Annotated in this window: 14 protein-coding genes; 7 read left to right on the forward strand and 7 right to left on the reverse strand. The window is 75.1% G+C overall.

All coding sequences use genetic code 11. The features are described from left to right. Positions 1-654: 654 nt before the first annotated feature. The 3 genes from fusA to def all read left to right on the forward strand — a co-directional run bounded on the left by fusA (position 655) and on the right by def (position 5,996). The gene (fusA, locus tag MUK52_RS28950; protein ID WP_284581352.1) at positions 655-2,784 is read left to right on the forward strand and encodes an elongation factor G; all 2,130 of its coding nucleotides are present in this window, start codon (positions 655-657) and stop codon (positions 2,782-2,784) included. 142 nt (positions 2,785-2,926) lie between these two features. After that, positions 2,927-5,161, forward strand: a complete 2,235-nt coding sequence (locus tag MUK52_RS28955) for an FUSC family protein (protein WP_284581354.1) — start codon at positions 2,927-2,929, stop codon at positions 5,159-5,161. A 76-nt stretch (positions 5,162-5,237) separates the two neighbouring features. Beyond that, positions 5,238-5,996, forward strand: coding sequence for a peptide deformylase (gene def / locus MUK52_RS28960; protein WP_284581357.1), 759 nt, complete (start codon positions 5,238-5,240; stop codon positions 5,994-5,996). A gap of 1,551 nt (positions 5,997-7,547) precedes the next feature. Here def and MUK52_RS28965 read toward each other — a convergent pair. Further along, entirely contained in the window at positions 7,548-8,321 is a 774-nt protein-coding gene (locus MUK52_RS28965; RefSeq protein ID WP_284581359.1) for a hypothetical protein, read from the reverse strand. 248 nt (positions 8,322-8,569) lie between these two features. After that, complete coding sequence (locus tag MUK52_RS28970) at positions 8,570-9,058, reverse strand: MarR family transcriptional regulator (RefSeq protein WP_284581797.1); 489 nt, start codon at positions 9,056-9,058, stop codon at positions 8,570-8,572. A gap of 125 nt (positions 9,059-9,183) precedes the next feature. Here MUK52_RS28970 and MUK52_RS28975 point away from each other — a divergent pair, with 125 nt between their 5' ends. Then, the gene (locus MUK52_RS28975) at positions 9,184-10,050 is read left to right on the forward strand and encodes an alpha/beta hydrolase (protein ID WP_428985493.1); all 867 of its coding nucleotides are present in this window, start codon (positions 9,184-9,186) and stop codon (positions 10,048-10,050) included. A 43-nt stretch (positions 10,051-10,093) separates the two neighbouring features. Here MUK52_RS28975 and MUK52_RS28980 read toward each other — a convergent pair whose 3' ends face one another. From MUK52_RS28980 to MUK52_RS28995, 4 genes are all read right to left on the reverse strand, one after another. After that, the gene (locus MUK52_RS28980) at positions 10,094-10,753 is read right to left on the reverse strand and encodes a DUF305 domain-containing protein (protein WP_114056204.1); all 660 of its coding nucleotides are present in this window, start codon (positions 10,751-10,753) and stop codon (positions 10,094-10,096) included. Positions 10,754-10,904: 151 nt separating this feature from the next. Continuing rightward, complete coding sequence (locus MUK52_RS28985) at positions 10,905-11,333, reverse strand: DUF6153 family protein (protein WP_284581362.1); 429 nt, start codon at positions 11,331-11,333, stop codon at positions 10,905-10,907. Between the two features lie 120 nt (positions 11,334-11,453). Then, a complete protein-coding gene (locus tag MUK52_RS28990) occupies positions 11,454-12,563 on the reverse strand; it encodes a mechanosensitive ion channel family protein (RefSeq protein ID WP_114056202.1) in 1,110 nt (369 codons plus the stop codon). Between the two features lie 211 nt (positions 12,564-12,774). Further along, on the reverse strand, positions 12,775-13,215 hold the full coding sequence (locus MUK52_RS28995) for a nuclear transport factor 2 family protein (RefSeq protein ID WP_284581365.1): 441 nt from the start codon (positions 13,213-13,215) through the stop codon (positions 12,775-12,777). Between the two features lie 163 nt (positions 13,216-13,378). Here MUK52_RS28995 and MUK52_RS29000 point away from each other — a divergent pair, with 163 nt between their 5' ends. The 3 genes from MUK52_RS29000 to MUK52_RS29010 all read left to right on the forward strand — a co-directional run bounded on the left by MUK52_RS29000 (position 13,379) and on the right by MUK52_RS29010 (position 15,547). Then, positions 13,379-13,948 carry a PadR family transcriptional regulator gene (locus MUK52_RS29000; protein ID WP_114056200.1) on the forward strand — a complete coding sequence of 190 codons (570 nt, stop codon included), beginning with the start codon at positions 13,379-13,381 and terminating at the stop codon, positions 13,946-13,948. After that, on the forward strand, positions 13,935-14,744 hold the full coding sequence (locus MUK52_RS29005; protein WP_114056199.1) for an SGNH/GDSL hydrolase family protein: 810 nt from the start codon (positions 13,935-13,937) through the stop codon (positions 14,742-14,744). The genes MUK52_RS29000 and MUK52_RS29005 overlap by 14 nt, the downstream gene beginning before the upstream one ends. Positions 14,745-14,815: 71 nt before the next feature. Beyond that, positions 14,816-15,547, forward strand: coding sequence for a DUF7873 family protein (locus MUK52_RS29010; protein ID WP_114058738.1), 732 nt, complete (start codon positions 14,816-14,818; stop codon positions 15,545-15,547). 426 nt (positions 15,548-15,973) lie between these two features. On the opposite strand, the gene MUK52_RS29015 is transcribed toward MUK52_RS29010, so the two are convergent. Beyond that, entirely contained in the window at positions 15,974-16,147 is a 174-nt protein-coding gene (locus tag MUK52_RS29015; protein WP_174250416.1) for a hypothetical protein, read from the reverse strand. Positions 16,148-16,247: the final 100 nt, after the last annotated feature.

Here is a 16,247-nt window from a genome sequence, read left to right on the forward strand (position 1 = left end):
GCCGCGGCGAGGCGGAGGCAGGGCGGACGAGACACCCTCTGCGGCGCGGCCGGATGGGGGATTCGGGCGCCGTGGTGAACCCTCACGGAGATCACGCGAAACTAAATCGGGTGCCACGGCGTGCCCTCCCTCCCTAGACTCGCACCGCGGGCCGCGTTCGAACAACGCGGCGCCGCCACCGCCGTGTTGGCGGTCCGCACGTCGCCGAGCAGAGAAGGGGAACAGACCATGTGCCGTCAGTGCACCGTCGTTTTCGTTCTCCCGTCCCGGTACGACGTGATCCCGGTGTCCCGGGCCGCGCGGTGTCCGCTGCGCGGCCGACACCGCACGTCCTGACGCACTTCCGGTCCGGCGGGGCCGCCAGGCCCGCCGGACCGGGGCCCAGCCCCGTCCGGTTCCCTCGGTTCCGGTCCGGCCCTTCGCATCCGGCCCGACCGGGCCCCAGGCCCGGTCCGCCCTCCACCTCGCCCCGCCCCGGCGCGTCTTCTGACGACCGCGGCGCTGCCGTCCGCGGCCCGGGCGGGGCGTCGCCGGAGTGCATCCGGAACCGGATACGGAACCGGAAGTGATGCCGCAGGCATCCGGAGCCGAACTCCCGCCACGCGTCAGGCAATCGCGCAGCCCATGCAGCCACACCACCCGAAAGGCCGGGCCATGCGCACCAGCCGGCGTTCCCTTGCCACCACCGCCACCACCCGTCCCTCCCTCGCCGCCGTCCGCAACATCGGCATCCTCGCCCACGTCGACGCGGGCAAGACCACCGTCACCGAGCGGATCCTGTTCGCCACCGGCGCCGTCCACAAGCGCGGCGAGGTCCACCAGGGCACCACCGTCACCGACTACGACGCGCAGGAGCGCGACCGCGGCATCACCATCTTCGCCGCGGCCGTCAGCTGCGCCTGGGCGGGCCACCGCATCAACCTCATCGACACACCCGGCCACGTCGACTTCGCCGACGAGGTCGAGCGCTCCCTGCGCGTCCTCGACGGGGCGGTCGCCGTCTTCGACGCCGTCGCCGGCGTCGAGCCGCAGAGCGAGTCGGTGTGGCGGCAGGCGGACCGGCACGGAGTCCCGCGGATCGCGTTCGTCAACAAGATGGACCGGGCGGGCGCCGACCTCGACGCGGCCGCCCGGTCGCTGCGCGACCGGCTCGGCGCCGTCCCGCTCGCGGTGCAGCTGCCGATCGGGCGGGAGGACGGCTTCGCCGGCATCGTCGACCTGGTCCGCATGCGCGCCCTGCTCTGGCCCCCCGGCTCCGACACCTGCCGGACGCTCACGGAAGCCGAGTGGGACACCGAGGGCGGGCCCGGCCTTCGCGCCGAGGCACTCCACCGCCGGCGCCTGCTGGAGGAGGCCGTTGCGGAACTCGATCCGGAAGCCCTGGAGGAGTTCTGCGCCACCGGCACCCTGACCGACGGGGCCGTCGCCCGCGCCCTGCGGACGGCGACCCTCGACGGCACCGGCACGGTCGTCCTGTGCGGGTCCGCCTACCGCAACCGCGGGGTGGAGCCGCTCCTCGACGCCGTCGCCGCCTACCTGCCGTCGCCCGACGACATGCCGCCCGTGCGGGGCACCGCCGCGGACGGCGCCGAGCAGGAGCGCCACCCCGACGCCGGCGGGCCGGTCGCCGCGCTCGCCTTCAAGGTCTCGGTGACCGCCACCGGCCGCCTGACCTTCGTACGCATCTACTCCGGAACCCTGCGGAAGGGGGACACCGTGCTGGACACCAGCACCGGCCGCACCGAACGCGTCGCGCGCATCCTGCGCGTCCAGGCCGACCGGCACACGGAGCTGGACGAGGCGCGCGCCGGCGACATCGTCGCCGTCGTCGGGCCGAAGGCCGCCCGCGCCGGCACGACCCTGTGCGCGCCGCAGGCACCCCTGCTCCTCGAACCGCCCGCCGTCGCCGACCCGGTGGTGTCCGTCGCGGTCGAGGCGCGCCGCAGCACCGACACCGGCCGGCTGGCAGCCGCGCTGGCCCGGCTGGCGGAGGAGGATCCGTCGCTGCGCGTGCGCAGCGACGCCGAGACCGGACAGACCGTGCTGTCCGGGATGGGCGAACTCCACCTGGAGGTCGCGGTGGAGAAGATCCGCCGCGACCACGGGCTCGATCCCGCCGTGGGCCGGCCGCAGGTGTCGTACCGCGAGACCGTGCTGCGCGGCGTCGCGGGCCTCGTCCACCGGCACGTCAAACAGGACGGCGGCGCCGGCCAGTTCGCGCACCTCGTCATCGACGTCGAGCCGCTCGACGGTGCGGCCGCCGGGCCCGAGACGGCCTTCGAGTTCCGCTCGACGGCCGTCGGCGGGCGGGTGCCGCAGGAGTACGTGCGCGCCGTCGAGGCCGGCTGCCGGGACGCGCTCGCCGACGGGCCGCTGGGCGGCCACCTGGTGACGGGCCTGCGGGTCACCCTCACCGACGGGGCGACGCACTCCAAGGACTCCTCGGAGATGGCGTTCCGCACCGCCGGGCGGGCCGCGCTGCGGGCGGCGCTGCGGCAGTGCGCGATGGGGCTGCTGGAGCCGGTGGCCGAGGTCGTGGCCACCGTCCCCGACGACGCCGTCGGCACCGTCCTCGGCGACCTCGCGTCGCGTCGGGGCCGGGTGTCCGGCTCCGAGAGCCGCTCCGGGACCACGGCGGTCACGGCCGTGGTGCCGCTGGCGGAGCTGTTCGGGTACGCGTCCCGGCTGCGCGGGCGCACCCAGGGCCGCGGTACCTTCACGACCCGGCCGGCGGGGCTCGCGCCGGTGCCGGAGACGGTCGCGGCGCAGGTCCTCGCCGTCTGACGCGCCGGCCCCGGCCGCCGCGCACCAGCGCGGCGGGCGGGGCCGACGGGCGGGGCCGGGCGCGTCGGCCCCGGCCGCTGCGGCGGCGTCGCCGCGACGGGGCGCGGGTGCCGTTCCGGCGGGGGTACGTGATCCTGGTGGCATGGGCCCCGCCGGTGTCCCCCGCAAGCGGATCGCCGCACGCTACGCCGCGGCTGCCCGTCGCTCCGGCCGGGTCACCCTCGCCGCCGGGGCCGCCTTCTACCTGTTCCTGTACGGCTTCGGGGAGACGACCGCGGCGACGTACGCCCTGTTCGCGGCGGTGTCGATGGCCGGGCTGTCCCGGATCCCGGGCACGGGGCGGCAGCGCGCCGCGGTGCTGGCGCGGCTGGTTCCGGTGTGCTGGCTGCTCGTGGCCGTCGGCACATACCTCGCGGTGCGTACGTGGACCGCCGTGGCCGGCATGCTCGTCATCGGCTTCGCGCTGGCGTTCGTCGCGGCCGGCGGCCCACGCGCCGCGGGCGCGGCGCCCGGCCTCCAGCTGCTCTACATCCTGCCGTCGTTCCCGCCCTACGATCCGGGCTCGCTCGACGAGCGGCTCATCGGCACCACCGCCGGCCTGCTGCTCCTGATCCTCGCCGAGGCGTACCTCTTCCCCGATCCGCCGACCGTCCCCTACCGCGAACTCGCCGCCCGAGCCGCCGACACGGCGCAGGCATGCGTCCGCGAGCTGGCCGCCCCGCCCTGGCGGCTGTCGGCGCAGTGCGCGGCGGACGCGGCGGCGGCCATCAGCTCGCTGCGGCCCATGAACGTCGCCGAGGCGGACCGGCCCGCCGGGCCGGGCGTCCACGAGCGCGCCCTGTCACAGACCGGCCTCTCCGCGCGGACCCTGCTGGCCAGGCTCGTCCGGCTGCCCGCCCCGCCGGGCGGGGCAGGGCCGGCGGAGCCCGGCCGGAAGATCCTGGAGGCCGTCCGGCGGACCGCGGCGGAGAGCGCGGAGTGCCTGCGGGGCGCCACGCCCGCGACCGGCGCCCGGGAGGGGCTGGCGCGAGCCCGCGCCGGGCTGGTGGCCTCGCACCCCGAACCGGCCGCGGCCGGGGCCAGGGCCGGAGCCCCGGAGATCCCGGCCCCGCCGGAGCCGGTCGCGGTGCTGCGCTGGTACGCGGGCCTCATCGAGGCAGCCGACGCCGCACTCGCCATGTCCACCGCCGCCGCCATCTCCGTACGCGGCCGGGCCGCCGCCCCCGACCCGCCGCCGATGCGCTTCTGGTACGCCCGTATGCGGGCCCCGCGGCTTTGGTGGATGCGGCTGGAGGGGCATGCGGGGCGCCGCTCGGTGTTCTTCCAGAACGCGGTCCGGATCAGCCTCGCCCTGGCCGCCGCCCGCATGGTCGCCGGGCTGGACACCCTCCCGCACGGCTTCTGGGCCACCCTCGCGGCCCTGACGCTGACCCGGACGACGGTCCGCGAAACCGGCACGACGGTCCGGCTCGCCCTGACCGGCACGCTCGCCGGGGCCCTCCTCGCGGCTGTGCTCCTGGCCGCGGTCGGGACCGACACCACCGTGTACGCGATCGCCCTGGCGCCCGTCATGCTGCTGACCTTCACGCTCGGGCCGGTGAAGGGCGTCGGATGGGCGCAGGCGATGTTCACGGTGACCATCGCCCTGGTGTTCGCGCAGCTCGCCCCGGCGACCTGGCAGCTCGCGGAGCTGCGGCTGCTGGACGTGCTGATCGGCAGTGTGATCGGTGCGGTGTTCGGGCTGCTCGCGTGGCCGCGCGGCGCACACGAGGAGCTCCAGCGCTCGGCGGCGGTGCTGATGCGCGGGGCGGCGGAGATCGTCGTCGCGACGACCGCCGCGGTCGCCGGGGGCGGCGTACGGGAGGTGCAGCCGGCGGTGCCGGGGCACCGCTCGCTGCGGCACTCGCTGATCCTCGCCGAATCGGCGTTCGCCCAGTACCAGAGCGAGCCGGAGGGCTCGTACGGGCGCCGCGGGCACGCCGGGCAGCCGGGCGGGGCGGGCCGCTCCGGACCCGCACCGGAGCCGGACTGGCAGGCCACCGTGATGGCCGGGCACCACACGCTGTGGGGGGCGGACCGGCTGATGGAGCCGCCGCAGCCGGGCCCGGCGCCGGTCACCGTGCCCCCCCTCGGCCCGGATGCGGCCGAGGCCGTGACCCGGCTCGGCGACCGGGTCGCCGGCCGCATGCTGCTGGTGTCGGCTGCGCTCGACCCGGGCGGCGACACCCCGGCCGCCCCGGTGGCCCTGCGGGATCCGGCGTTCGACGGCTTCGCCGCCCGGCCCGAAGGCGCGCCGCGCCTCTACTACATGACGGTGTTCTGGCTGGACTCCCTGATCACCGACCTCGAACACATCGCGGGAACCGCCCGGAACTGACCCGCCCGAGGCGCGGGTGGGCGGTGGGCCGGGCGATACTTCGCTCCTGACCTCCCCCGAAAGGCGACGCCCCCGCATGCCGGACCCGACCGACCCGACCGACCCGACTGATGCGAGCGATTGGACTGACCCGAGCGACCCGTGCGACCCGATCGACCGGATCGTGCCGACCGGATCGAACGCCCCGGCACCCGCGGCGCCCGCCGCCGTCCGGGACGCGGCCGCTGAGCGGCCGCTGCCGCCGGAGGCGCTGCGGGGCGCGTTCCGGCCGATCACCGAGGCGGGCGCCGACGTCCTGCACCGGCGGTGCGCCGACGTCACCGGGTTCGGCTCGCCGGAGCTGTCCCGGCTCGTCGACGACATGTTCTTCACCATGCACGCCGCCCGCGGCGTCGGTCTCGCCGCCAACCAGATCGGCGTGGACCTGCGTGTGTTCGTGTACGACTGCCCTGACGACGACGGCATCCGCCACATCGGCCACGTGTGCAACCCGGTCCTCGACCCCCTCCCGGACACGGCCGCCGGTGCGGCTCCCGCAGGCTCGGCAGTCGTCCGGGCGGAAGGCTGCCTGTCGGTGCCGGGCGCCCGCCACGAACTGGCCCGCGCCGCCCGCGCCGTCGTCCGGGGCAGCGACAAGGACGGGAACCCGGTCGTTGTGGAGGGCACCGGATTCTTCGCCCGCTGCCTCCAGCACGAGACCGACCACCTCGACGGGACGCTCTACACCGACCGCCTGACCCCCGACCAGCGCGCCCGCTGCCTGGCGGACATGGCCGAAAACGCCGAGGCCGTCCGCGCCGCCCGCCTGACCCGCGCCCGACTCCTGAGCCGCTGACCGCCGCCTGGCGGGAAGCCGGGGCGGGGGCCGGCGACTCGGGGTCGGAGGGGAATCGGCGGGGGTGGCCGACCGGGGTCGGAGGCGCGGCGGCGGGACGCGGGGTGGGCGGGAGCCGATCGGTCGGGGTCGGGGGTGTGTCTGGGGGTGTCCCGGGCAGTTGATGGTGTCCGGGGCGTGCCGGTCCCTCAAGGGCGCGCCCGTTGGGCGCGTCGCTGCGCGATGGCCCTTCGGGCCACCCTTGACCGACCGACCCGCCCCGGAGGCATTTTTTCTGCCGGGACGCCCCCAGGGGAACGGCCAGGGGGAGGGTCAGGCGTGAGGCGTCATCAGAGCCGCCGCTCTCCCGCCCCGCGGGCCGCGTCTCGTCCCACCGGCATCAGCAGACCCGCCGACGGAAGCCGGGTGGGCTGTGACGTGGCGAAATGATGTCCAGAGCGTCATCCGGAGACGGGAGCGCGTCGGATCGCTACGTGGGCGCTCTCGGCTCAGCGTCCGGCGGCCGTCAGGGGCCGGGCGGCGCGGCAGATCGCTACGAGGGCTGCCCTCGGCTCAGCGACTGATCGCAGGATTGCAGGGGGCGGGGGCGGGGGCGGAAGGGGCCTTCTGCCGCCAGACGCCGGTATACGAGGAGGGGGGAGCGGGCAGGTGGCGCTTCGCCGCCCCCGACGGCCTTCAGCCGCCACAGGATGAGCAGCACGGAGCGAGCCGGTGCGCTTCGCCGCCCCGGACGGCAGCCGGACGCCGAGGTGAGAGGAGCGCGCAGCGAGGTGGGGCGCTTCGCGGCCCCAAGTGGCGGCCGGACGCCGTGCAGACGGAGGCGTGTAGCGATCTGTCGCGCCGCCCCGGCCCCTGACGGCCGTCGGCCGCTGAGCCGAGGGCGCGCACGCAGTGATCTGTCGCGCCGCCCCGGCTGCTGACGGCCGATGGCCGCTGAGCCGAGGGCGCCCCTGTAGCGATCCGGGGCGCTTCTGTCTGCGGATGATGCTCTGGACGTCGTTTCCCTACGTCACAGCCCAACCTGGTTTCCGTCGGCGGGTCTGCTGATGCCGGTGGGGCGAAAGGGGCCTGCGGGGCGGGAGGGTGGCGGCTCTGATGGCCCTGAATGGTCCACGTACCCCCAGGCCGTTCCCCTGGGGGCGTCCCGGCAGAAAAAATGCCTCCGGGGCGGGTCGGTCGGTCAAGGGTGGCCCGCCAGGGCCATCGCGTAGCGACGCGACCGAAGGGCGCGCCCTTGAGGGACCGGGCCGCCCCGGACACCATCAACTGCCGGGGACACCCCCAGACACACACCCGACCCCGATCGATCGGGCTCCTGCCGGCTTGTGGTCTGCCGTCGCGCCTCCGACCCCGACCCCTCGGCTCCTGCCGACCTGAGCCCCGCCGTCGCGCCTCCGACCCAGCCCCGTCGGCTCCGCCGAGCCCACCCCCCCCAGCCGCCCAGCCGACCCCGAGTCGGCGGCTCCCGTTCTCCCTACCCTCGCCGGAGGCGCCCTCGCCGCCCCCGCGGGCCCGTTCCGCGAGGGCGGGTGGCGAGGGCGGGCGCGGGTGCTAAGCGCCCGCGCCGTCCGTCGGCTCGGCTGCCGCCGCGGCGAGGAGGGGAGCCGCCCAGGCCGGTAGTGCGGGGGCGGTCGGGAAGGGCGACGGCGGGTCGGTGGTGATGCCGATGCCGCCTGCGGGGTCGCCGTACGTGAAGCTCGCCGACCACCACAGCCAGGAGCTGACGAACCCGTTCGCGCTGCCGGCCAGGGCCAACCCGCCCCGCAGGGCGGGGGTTTCGTACCAGTAGCCGGTCAGGACGCCCGCCCGGGCCGCGGCCTCCTCGGTGTCCGCCGGCCGCGACTCCGCGGCGAGGGCCGCGGCGACGACCGGTGCCGAAAAGCGGTTGTGTGCGACGAACCGGCCGGCGTCGCGGACGACCGCGTCCAGCAGGAGGGGCGGAAGCCGGAGGGCGGCCGCCTCCAGGCGTCCCACCAGGGCATGCGCCTCGGGGTGTGCTGCGGTCTCCGGGCCCGGTACCACGCGCAGATCCTCCAGCAGCCCGGTGTCCGCGCCGCCGGCGGCGAGGGCCCGTACGTACGCCAGCACCCGCACCGTCTGCCAGTGGCACAGGGTGTCGACCAGGGCGAGCCGCGAGCTGCGGAACGCCGGGCGGGACGGCCAGTCCACGGCGCGGACGGGGTCCCCGAGCGCGCGCAGCGCGGCCGGCACGGGGCCCGGGAAGACCAGGCGCTGTCCGGGCGCCACGCCCCAGTCGGGCGCCGAGCGGAAGCCCGGCCAGGCGGGCGGGGTCGTTCTTCCCGGTTCCTCGTTGTCGCTGGTCATGCTGGTCTGCCCTTCCGCCTCGGCTCTCACGGGCCCCGGCGGTCCTGCCGTTCCCGGCAGCAACCACGCGGCACGCGCCAAAGCGGTTCCCACCCGTCACGGGAACGACTCGGACCCCGGTCGTATACCGCGTGGCCGCATGCCGGGCGGGGTGACGGGCGGGGTGACGGGCGGTGTTTCGCCGATCTGGCGGGTGACTCTGTGATGCCCGCCCGCGGCCCCCGCGCTCGTCCGAACCGTTCGACGGGCTACCCGGCGGCCGTGTCCGTGCGGCGTGGCGGGTTGGGGCCCCGAGGTGTCCGCGCTGTCGGCTCGGGCTCCGATGCTGCCCCGAGCGCCGCGCTCAGGTAGCGGTGGACGACGTCGAGTTCGCCGGGGGTGAAGTCGGCGGCGGCGTCGACCAGGCGGCCGATGAGCGGGCCGAAGAAGGACCATCCCAGGTCCACCGCCCTGGGTTCCACCGACAGCAGTACGCGCCTGCGGTCCCGGACGTCGCGGCTGCGGCGGACCAGCCCCTGCCGCTCCAGACGGTCGACGAGGGACGTCACCCCGGCCGAGTTCAGCCGCAGGGCCGCGCCGAGCCGGCCCGGGGTCGCGCGGGTGCCGGCGCGGTCGGCGTCCAGCAGGAAGATCAGCGCGCGCAGGTCGGTCGGGTGCAGGCCGTGGCGCGAGGCGAACTCGGCACCGCGCAGGTCGAACTCCACGGTGACGGCGCGCAGCAGGTGGACCAGCCGCATCTCGGGGCCGTCGGGGAGAGGGGACAAGGAATCGCTCACTTGGCTATTATCTCGCTCAGCGAGAGAATAGGTCAACCGTCGTCGTCCGCCGGGAGGCAGCCGTGCCCGACCCCCTGCCCGTGCCCCTGTCCGTTCCGCCACCGCCCGGCGCCTGCGCCGGGGTGCGGTTCTCCGCCGCGTACGACGCGCTGCTGGCCCGCTGGCCGGCGGGGACCGACGAGCTGGACGTCCCCACGCCCTTCGGCACCACCCGCGTGCACGCCCACGGCCCCGCCGGCGCCCCGCCCGTGCTGCTGCTGCCCGGGGGCGGCGCCACCGGCCTCGTGTGGTTCCGCACAGCCGCCGCGCTCGGTGCACGCCACCGCGTCCTGGCCGCGGACATCCTGGGCGACGCCGGGCGGAGCGTCCCGCAGGGGCGGCCCCTGCGCACTCCTGACGACCTGACGGCCTGGCTGGACGCGCTCCTCGACGGGCTCGGCGCCGACCGCGCCCACCTCGTGGGGCACTCGTACGGGGCCTGGATCGCCCTGAGCCACGCCCTGCGGCGCCCCGGCCGGGTGGACCGGCTGGTGCTGCTCGACCCGACGCAGTGCTTCGCCGGCTTCCGCCCGGGCTTCCTGTTGAGGTCGCTGCCCGTGCTGCTGCGGCCGACCGCTGCCCGGGCGCTCGCGTACGTGGACCGGGAGACGGCCGGCACGGCCACCGACCCCGAGTACAAGCGGCTGTTCGCGTATGCGGCGGAGGCCTTCGCCGGGCAGCGGCCGGTGACGGGCCGCCGCCCGGACCCCTCCGCCCTGCGCGCGCCGCTGCTGGTGCTGCTGGCGGAGCGCAGTGCAGCCCACCGGGCCGGGGCCGTCGCGGCCCGCGCTCGCGCGGCCGTCCCGCACGCCCGGGTCGAGACGCTGCCCGGGCTGACGCACTTCGCGCTGCCGACGGAGCTGCCGCCCGGGGCGCTGTCAGGCATCGGCGCGTTCCTCGACGGCCGTGCCTGACAGGGCGGCGGCCCGCCCGGCGGGTGCCGGGCGGGCCGACCCGTCAGCCCTTGCCGAGGAGCTTCTGCATGTGGGCGATCTCGGCCGCCTGCGAGGTGATGATCGCCTGTGCCATTGCCTTCGCCTCGGTCGACGCGCCCTGGGTCTGCTCGGTCCGGGCCATGGCCACGGCGCCCTCGTGGTGCTTGACCATCAGCTCCATGAAGGCGGTGTCGAAGGCCTTCCCGGAGGCCGACTTCAGGCCCTCCATCTCCTGGGCGGTCATCATCCCGGCCGCGCCGTCGCCGTGGCCGCCGTGGCCGGAGTGGTCCGCTGAGCCCTCGGCGGGCGGCTGCTCGCCCCACGAGGTGAGCCAGCCGGACAGCGTCCGGATCTCCGGGTCCTGGGCCTTCTTGATCTCCTCGGCCAGCTTCTTCACCTCCGCCGACGCGGCGCGCGAGGGGGCCAGGTCGGCCATCTCGACGGCCTGCCGGTGGTGGGGGATCATCCCCTTGGCGAAGGCGACGTCGGCCGCGTTGTGTCCGGCCGCGGCGGCGGGCGCCGACGGGGTGGCGGACGGCGAGGAGACGGCGCCGTGCCCGTTGCGCCCGGCGGATCCGCCGTCGCCGTCGGCGGTGCCGCCGCACGCGGTCAGGGCGAGCGCGGCCGCTCCGGCCGCGAGGACGGCCGCGGTGCGGCGGGCGAGGGGACGCTTGCTGCTCATGGTGCAACTCCTTGCTGCGCAGCCCGGAAGGGGGGCACGGCCCGAGGGGGCGCCCGTACGGGGGACTGCGCGGGAAACGGATGTCGGGGGGCCGGGGCGCGGTGCGGCCGCCGCCGACGGGTGTCGGGGCAGGTGCGCCGCGCGGGCGGCTCTAGATCCGCAGGAGTTGGAGTTCCGCCAGGTCGGGCGGGGCCCGCCCGGCCGTGCCGTCGTCCGCCGCGGCCCCGGAGAGCGGCGGCGGGGCCCCGGCGCCGGTGAGCGCGGCAGTCAGGGCGGGGGGAGCGTAGGCGGAGGCCGTGCCGGCCGCCGCGCAGGTCGCGTCGGCGTGCGCGAGGTGGTGGGAGCCGTCGGCCGAGTGCGAGCAGTCGGCCGACGCCGGGCCGGGCTCCGCCGGGACGGTCGCCGGCGTGTGCCCGCCGTGCCGGTCCGCCGTCTGTGCGGCGGCTGTGTGCGGCCCGGCCGCGGCCGGGTTCGGCGGCAGGGCGTGCATCCCGAGCACGCCGGCCAGGACCAGCAGCACCAGCAGCACGAAGGCGCGCCCCGCGGGGCGGGGGCCGAGCGGCTGTCCGGTGCTGGTCACGGGGTCATCGTACGGGCAGGGCCGCGGGCCGGGCGCACGGCCCCGCACGGAACCGCCGCCGGCCCGGCGTACGCGTCGCCGTCCGGCGCCGGCTCGCGGCGCCGGACGGCGCGAGTGGCGTCAGCGCCCCGTGTCGGACAGCGGGGAGGGGGACTTCTCGCGCTGGTGGGGGACCGCGGCGTGCAGCGGCGCCGCGTGGAGGTCCTCCCCGCGGACGGAGACCGTGCGGGTGGGGGCGGGGATGGAGATGCCCTCGGCCCGGAACCGCTGGTGGAGCCGCTTCATGAACTCGTGCTTGATCCGGTACTGGTCGCTGAACTCGCCGACGCCGAGGATCACCGTGAAGTTGACGCGCGAGTCGGCGAACGTGTGGAAGCGGACGGCGCCCTCGTGCTCGGGGAGGGCGCCGCCCACCTCGGCCATCACCTCGTCGACGACCTCCAGCGTGACCCGCTCCACCCGGTCCAGGTCGTTCTCGTAGCCGACGCCCGCCTGGACGAGGATCGTGAGCGGCTGCTCGGGCTGCGTGAAGTTGGTCATGTTCGTGCGGGCGAGCCGCTGGTTCGGGATGATGACCAGGTTGTTCGAGAGGTTGCGGACCACCGTGTTCCGCCAGTTGATGTCGACGACGTAGCCCTCCTCGCCGCTGCTGAGGCGGATGTAGTCGCCGGGCTGCACGGTCTTCGACGCCAGGATGTGCACGCCGGCGAACAGGTTCGCGAGGGTGTCCTGCAGGGCCAGGGCGACCGCCAGGCCGCCGACGCCGAGCGCGGTAAGCAGGGGTGCGATGGACACGCCCATCGTCTGGAGGGCGACCAGGAAGCCCATCACCAGCACCACGACACGGGTGATGTTCACGAAGATGCTCGCCGACCCGGCGACGCCGGTCCGGGACGACGCCACCGACTGCACCAGGCCGGCGATCACCCGGGCCGCGCTGAGCGTGGCGATGAGGACCAGCAGCGCCGTCAGCGAGTCGCCCACCAGCCCGGAGAGCCGGGCGGTCAGCGGCAGCGCCGAACAGCCCACCGCGGCGCCCGCGATGAGCGCCGCGCCCGGCGCGACGGGGCGCAGGGCGTCCACGATGATGTCGTCGCCCGCCCATTTGGTCCTGGCGGCGTGCTTCGCCAGCCGCTTGAGGACAGCCCGCAGCAGGAGCGCGGCCACGGCGCCCGCCGCGAGCGCGATGCCGGCCGCCAGCCAGTCGCCCAGGACGAGACCCCGGGTCAACGGACACCCCCCGATGCCGCCGGGAGCCGCGCCGGGAAATGAGTCATCGTCACCTTGCCACCTGTCAGTTCAGCATGCCTACAGCCGAGTTCGGCAAACACGTATGCGCTTGCCGAACGAACGGTCATCCTGCCGCATCCCGGTGGCGGCGGTGCAGGTGGGCTGCCGGTGTGGTGGCGGGCGGCGTGTGAGGGGCCCGCCACCGCACCGGTCAGTCGCGGCCCGGGCTCCCGCCCGCCGGGACCAGGCCGTCCGCGACCAGGCCCGCCAGCACCGCCTCGCCCAGCGCGTGGACCGCGGACTGCGGCCTGACCATGACCGTGAACTCCTTGATCCGGCCGTCCTCGGCGAAGTGCAGCAGGTCGATGCCGTGGATCTCGCGGCCGTTCACCGCCGTGCGGAAAAGCAGCACCTCCGACGCCGTCTCGGCCCCGTCGGTGCCGGTCTGCGAGCTGCCGTCGAAACGCCCCACGTAGCGGAAGTCCTCGAAGACGCGGAGCAGGACCCCGAACAGGCCCAGGACCATGGCGCGCCCCTCGAACGGGGTGAATTTGACCGGGCTGTAGAAGCGGACGTCCTCGGTGAACAGCTCCTTCAGTGCCGCGTGGTCGCGGCTTTCGACGGCGGCTCGGAAACGGTCTGCTGCGTTCAAGGCCCCTCCAGGTGCATCCACGGCCGTCGGCGACCGGCCGTCGGCCATCCGGCACTGTCATACTCAAGGAAGTGAGTAGTCAGATTCTTGAGTATCATGGGAGTGGCGTCCCTGCCCAGAGCGCGGACGGCGGAAGGGCGCCGCGATCACCGGGAGGCACCCCATGGCGCTGCGCCACGCCGTACTGGCGGCCCTGCTCGATGCCGAGCTGAGCGGCTACCAGCTGGCCAAGTCCTTCGGCATGGGAGTGGCCAACTTCTGGCACGCCCTGCCCCAGCAGCTCTACGCCGAACTCGCCCGTCTGGAGCAGGGCGGCCTGGTCGCCGGCCGGGAGGTCGTCCAGGACTCCCGCCCCAACAAGCGCCTGTTCACCGTCACCGAGGCCGGGCTCGCGGAACTGGAGCGGTTCACCGCCGCGACCGCCAAGCCGTCCTTCCTGCGCGACGACCTCGTCGTCAAGGTCCACTCCGCCGACCACGTCGACACCGCGCCCCTGATCGCACAGCTCACCGAGCGCGCCGGCTTCTCCCGCGCCAAGGCCGACCTCTTCACCGGGCTCCTGGAGGCGATGCGCGGCAGCCGCACCGAGGAGGAGTTCCTGCGCCGGGGCGAGCGGGTGGGCCCGTACCTCACCTGCCTCGCGGGCCTCGCCTACGAGCAGGTCAACCGGCAGTGGTGCGAGCGCACCGCCGCCGTCCTCCGGGAAAGGCAGGCCGCCCGTGCCGACCGCTGAACCGCCCCCCGCCGACAGGACGCCGCCCGCCCCCTGGCCGCGCAAGCGGTACGTCGCGCTCGGCGACAGCCAGACCGAAGGCGTCGGCGACGGCGACGACACCACCGGGCTGCGCGGCTGGGCCGACCGGCTCGCCGAACTGCTCGCCCCCCACAACCCCGGCCTGGAGTACGCCAACCTCGCCGTCCGCGGCCGTCTCGCCGGCCACGTCCGCTCCCTGCAACTCGCCCCGGCGCTCGCCCTGCGCCCCGACCTGGCCACCGTCGTCGCCGGCATGAACGACCTGCTGCGGCCCCGGTTCGACGCCGACGAGGTCGCCGCAGACCTGGAGGCGGTCTTCGCGGCGCTCACCGCGCAGGGCGCCCGCGTCGCGACCGTCACCTTCCCCGACATCTCGCGGATCGCCCCGCTCGCCCGGCCGTTCGCGCCCCGCGTCACCGCCCTGAACGACCGCATCCGGGAGGCGGCCCGCCGGCACGGGGTGGTGGTCGCCGAGACCGCCCACCCCCCGGTGGTCACCGACCCCCGCCTGTGGAGCCCGGACCGGCTCCACGCGAGCCCCCTCGGACACGCGCGGATCGCCGCCGCCGTCGCCCACGCCCTCGGCGTGCCCGGCAGCGACGACTCCTGGGCGCGCCCCCTGCCGCCCGTGCCGCCGCCCACCCGCGCCGGTGCCGCCGCAGCCGAACTCCGCTGGGCCGCAGCCTTCCTCGGCCCGTGGCTCGCCCGCCGCGTCCGCGGACGCTCCTCCGGCACCGGCCGCCACCCCAAACGCCCCGACCTGCGCCCCCTGTAGGGCCCGGACACGGGCCGGCAGGCGAAAAAAAGATGATGTGGCCGGCGGGTTTCCGCTGGTACGTTCCCCGTGTGCCGAAGCTGAACCAGATCATCGCAGTGGAGAAGGGCGTCAAGTCCAAGTCCCTCCAGGAACTGACCGACGCCCACCACGACGTCCAGAAGCCCGCCCTGCTCGCGGGCATATCCCGCACCTACCAGCCCAAGGACGAGGAGGGCGAGCAGCTCCCGCCCGAGTCCACCCGGGTCCAGGTCAAGGCGGAGGACGTCCTGCGCGCCACCGCGGCGACGCTGACGCGGCTGTTCGACGTCACCGCGACGAAGGACTGGGCCAACCGCACCGCCGCCGCCGACGTCGTCGTCGACGGAAGGGTCCTGCTGCCCCAGGTCCCCGTGCCCTACCTGCTCTTCCTCGAGAAGCAGCTCACCGACCTGCACACCTTCGTCCGCAAGCTCCCCGTGCTGGACGCCTCGGAGTCCTGGACCCTCGACCCGTCGACGGACTCCTGGAAGACGGAGCCGGTGCGCACCATCCGCACCAAGAAGGTGCCGCGCAACCACGTCAAGGCGGAGGCCACGGACAAGCACCCCGCCCAGGTGGAGGTGTACTACGAGGACGTCCCGGTCGGCTACTGGACGACCGTGAAGTTCTCCGGAGCGCTGCCGGCCCGCCGCGTGAACGAGCTCCTCGACCGCGTCGAGAAGCTCCAGCAGGCCGTCAAGTTCGCCCGTGAAGAGGCCAACGGCGTCGAGGTCTCCGACCAGCGCGTCGGCGACGCCGTGTTCGGCTACCTGTTCGGGTAGTCTTCCGATCTCCCTCCTTCGAGCGGGAGGGTGCGCGAAAGCGCAGGCTGAAACTGAAGTCGAAACTGACTTCGGGGTGTCAATGTGGAGGTTCGAATCCTCCCCCCGGCCCACGTGCCGGGGTGGCCCAAACCGGCAGAGGCGGCCCCGTCAATCTCAGATTCTCGCTCCAGTCTCAGTATTCGCCGCCGAACACCGGATCGACCGGGTGCGGACGATCACTGACGGATGGTGGTTCAAGTCCACCCTGTGCCTCTTGCGTGGCACGGTAGTTCAAAGGCAGAACACGTCGGCCTCAGAATGATCCGCACTCTTAAACGCCGCCGGTGTGCGCAATTGGGTGGCACACAGGAGCCCGGGAGCTGGGTCCGCTCCCGGGCTCCGCCACGTTTGCGCGGCGGCCCCGCGGGCATCCGAGGGGCACGGTCAGCCGGTGTGGTGGCGGGCGCTCCGCTGGCCGGGGACGGTCTTCAACCGCGGCGTGTCCTTGCGGCCCTCCTCGCGGCCCGTCTCGTCCCCGGAGGGTGCCGCCGGGGCCAGGGCGAGGAGGGCGATGCTGCCGAGGACCGCGACGAGGATGAGCGCGGTGACAAGGGTCATGTTCCTGCCTTCCGTCGGAAGCTGATTGTCCGTCACCTGCTGGTGTAACCGGAATGGCGCAAGATAAACACGAAGAGTAGTGGCACTTCGTGATGAGGGC

It is taken from the genome of Streptomyces sp. 2P-4 (genome assembly GCF_030167965.1).
Lineage (GTDB): Bacteria > Actinomycetota > Actinomycetes > Streptomycetales > Streptomycetaceae > Streptomyces > Streptomyces globosus_A.

Coding starts and splice junctions, on each gene's coding strand:
- fusA (WP_284581352.1), top strand. CDS start 655: ATGCGCACCAGCCGGCGTTCCCTTGCCACCACCGCCACCACCCGTCCC.
- MUK52_RS28955 (WP_284581354.1), top strand. CDS start 2,927: ATGGGCCCCGCCGGTGTCCCCCGCAAGCGGATCGCCGCACGCTACGCC.
- def (WP_284581357.1), top strand. CDS start 5,238: ATGCCGGACCCGACCGACCCGACCGACCCGACTGATGCGAGCGATTGG.
- MUK52_RS28965 (WP_284581359.1), bottom strand. CDS start 8,321: ATGACCAGCGACAACGAGGAACCGGGAAGAACGACCCCGCCCGCCTGG.
- MUK52_RS28970 (WP_284581797.1), bottom strand. CDS start 9,058: ATGCGGCTGGTCCACCTGCTGCGCGCCGTCACCGTGGAGTTCGACCTG.
- MUK52_RS28980 (WP_114056204.1), bottom strand. CDS start 10,753: ATGAGCAGCAAGCGTCCCCTCGCCCGCCGCACCGCGGCCGTCCTCGCG.
- MUK52_RS29000 (WP_114056200.1), top strand. CDS start 13,379: ATGGCGCTGCGCCACGCCGTACTGGCGGCCCTGCTCGATGCCGAGCTG.
- MUK52_RS29015 (WP_174250416.1), bottom strand. CDS start 16,147: ATGACCCTTGTCACCGCGCTCATCCTCGTCGCGGTCCTCGGCAGCATC.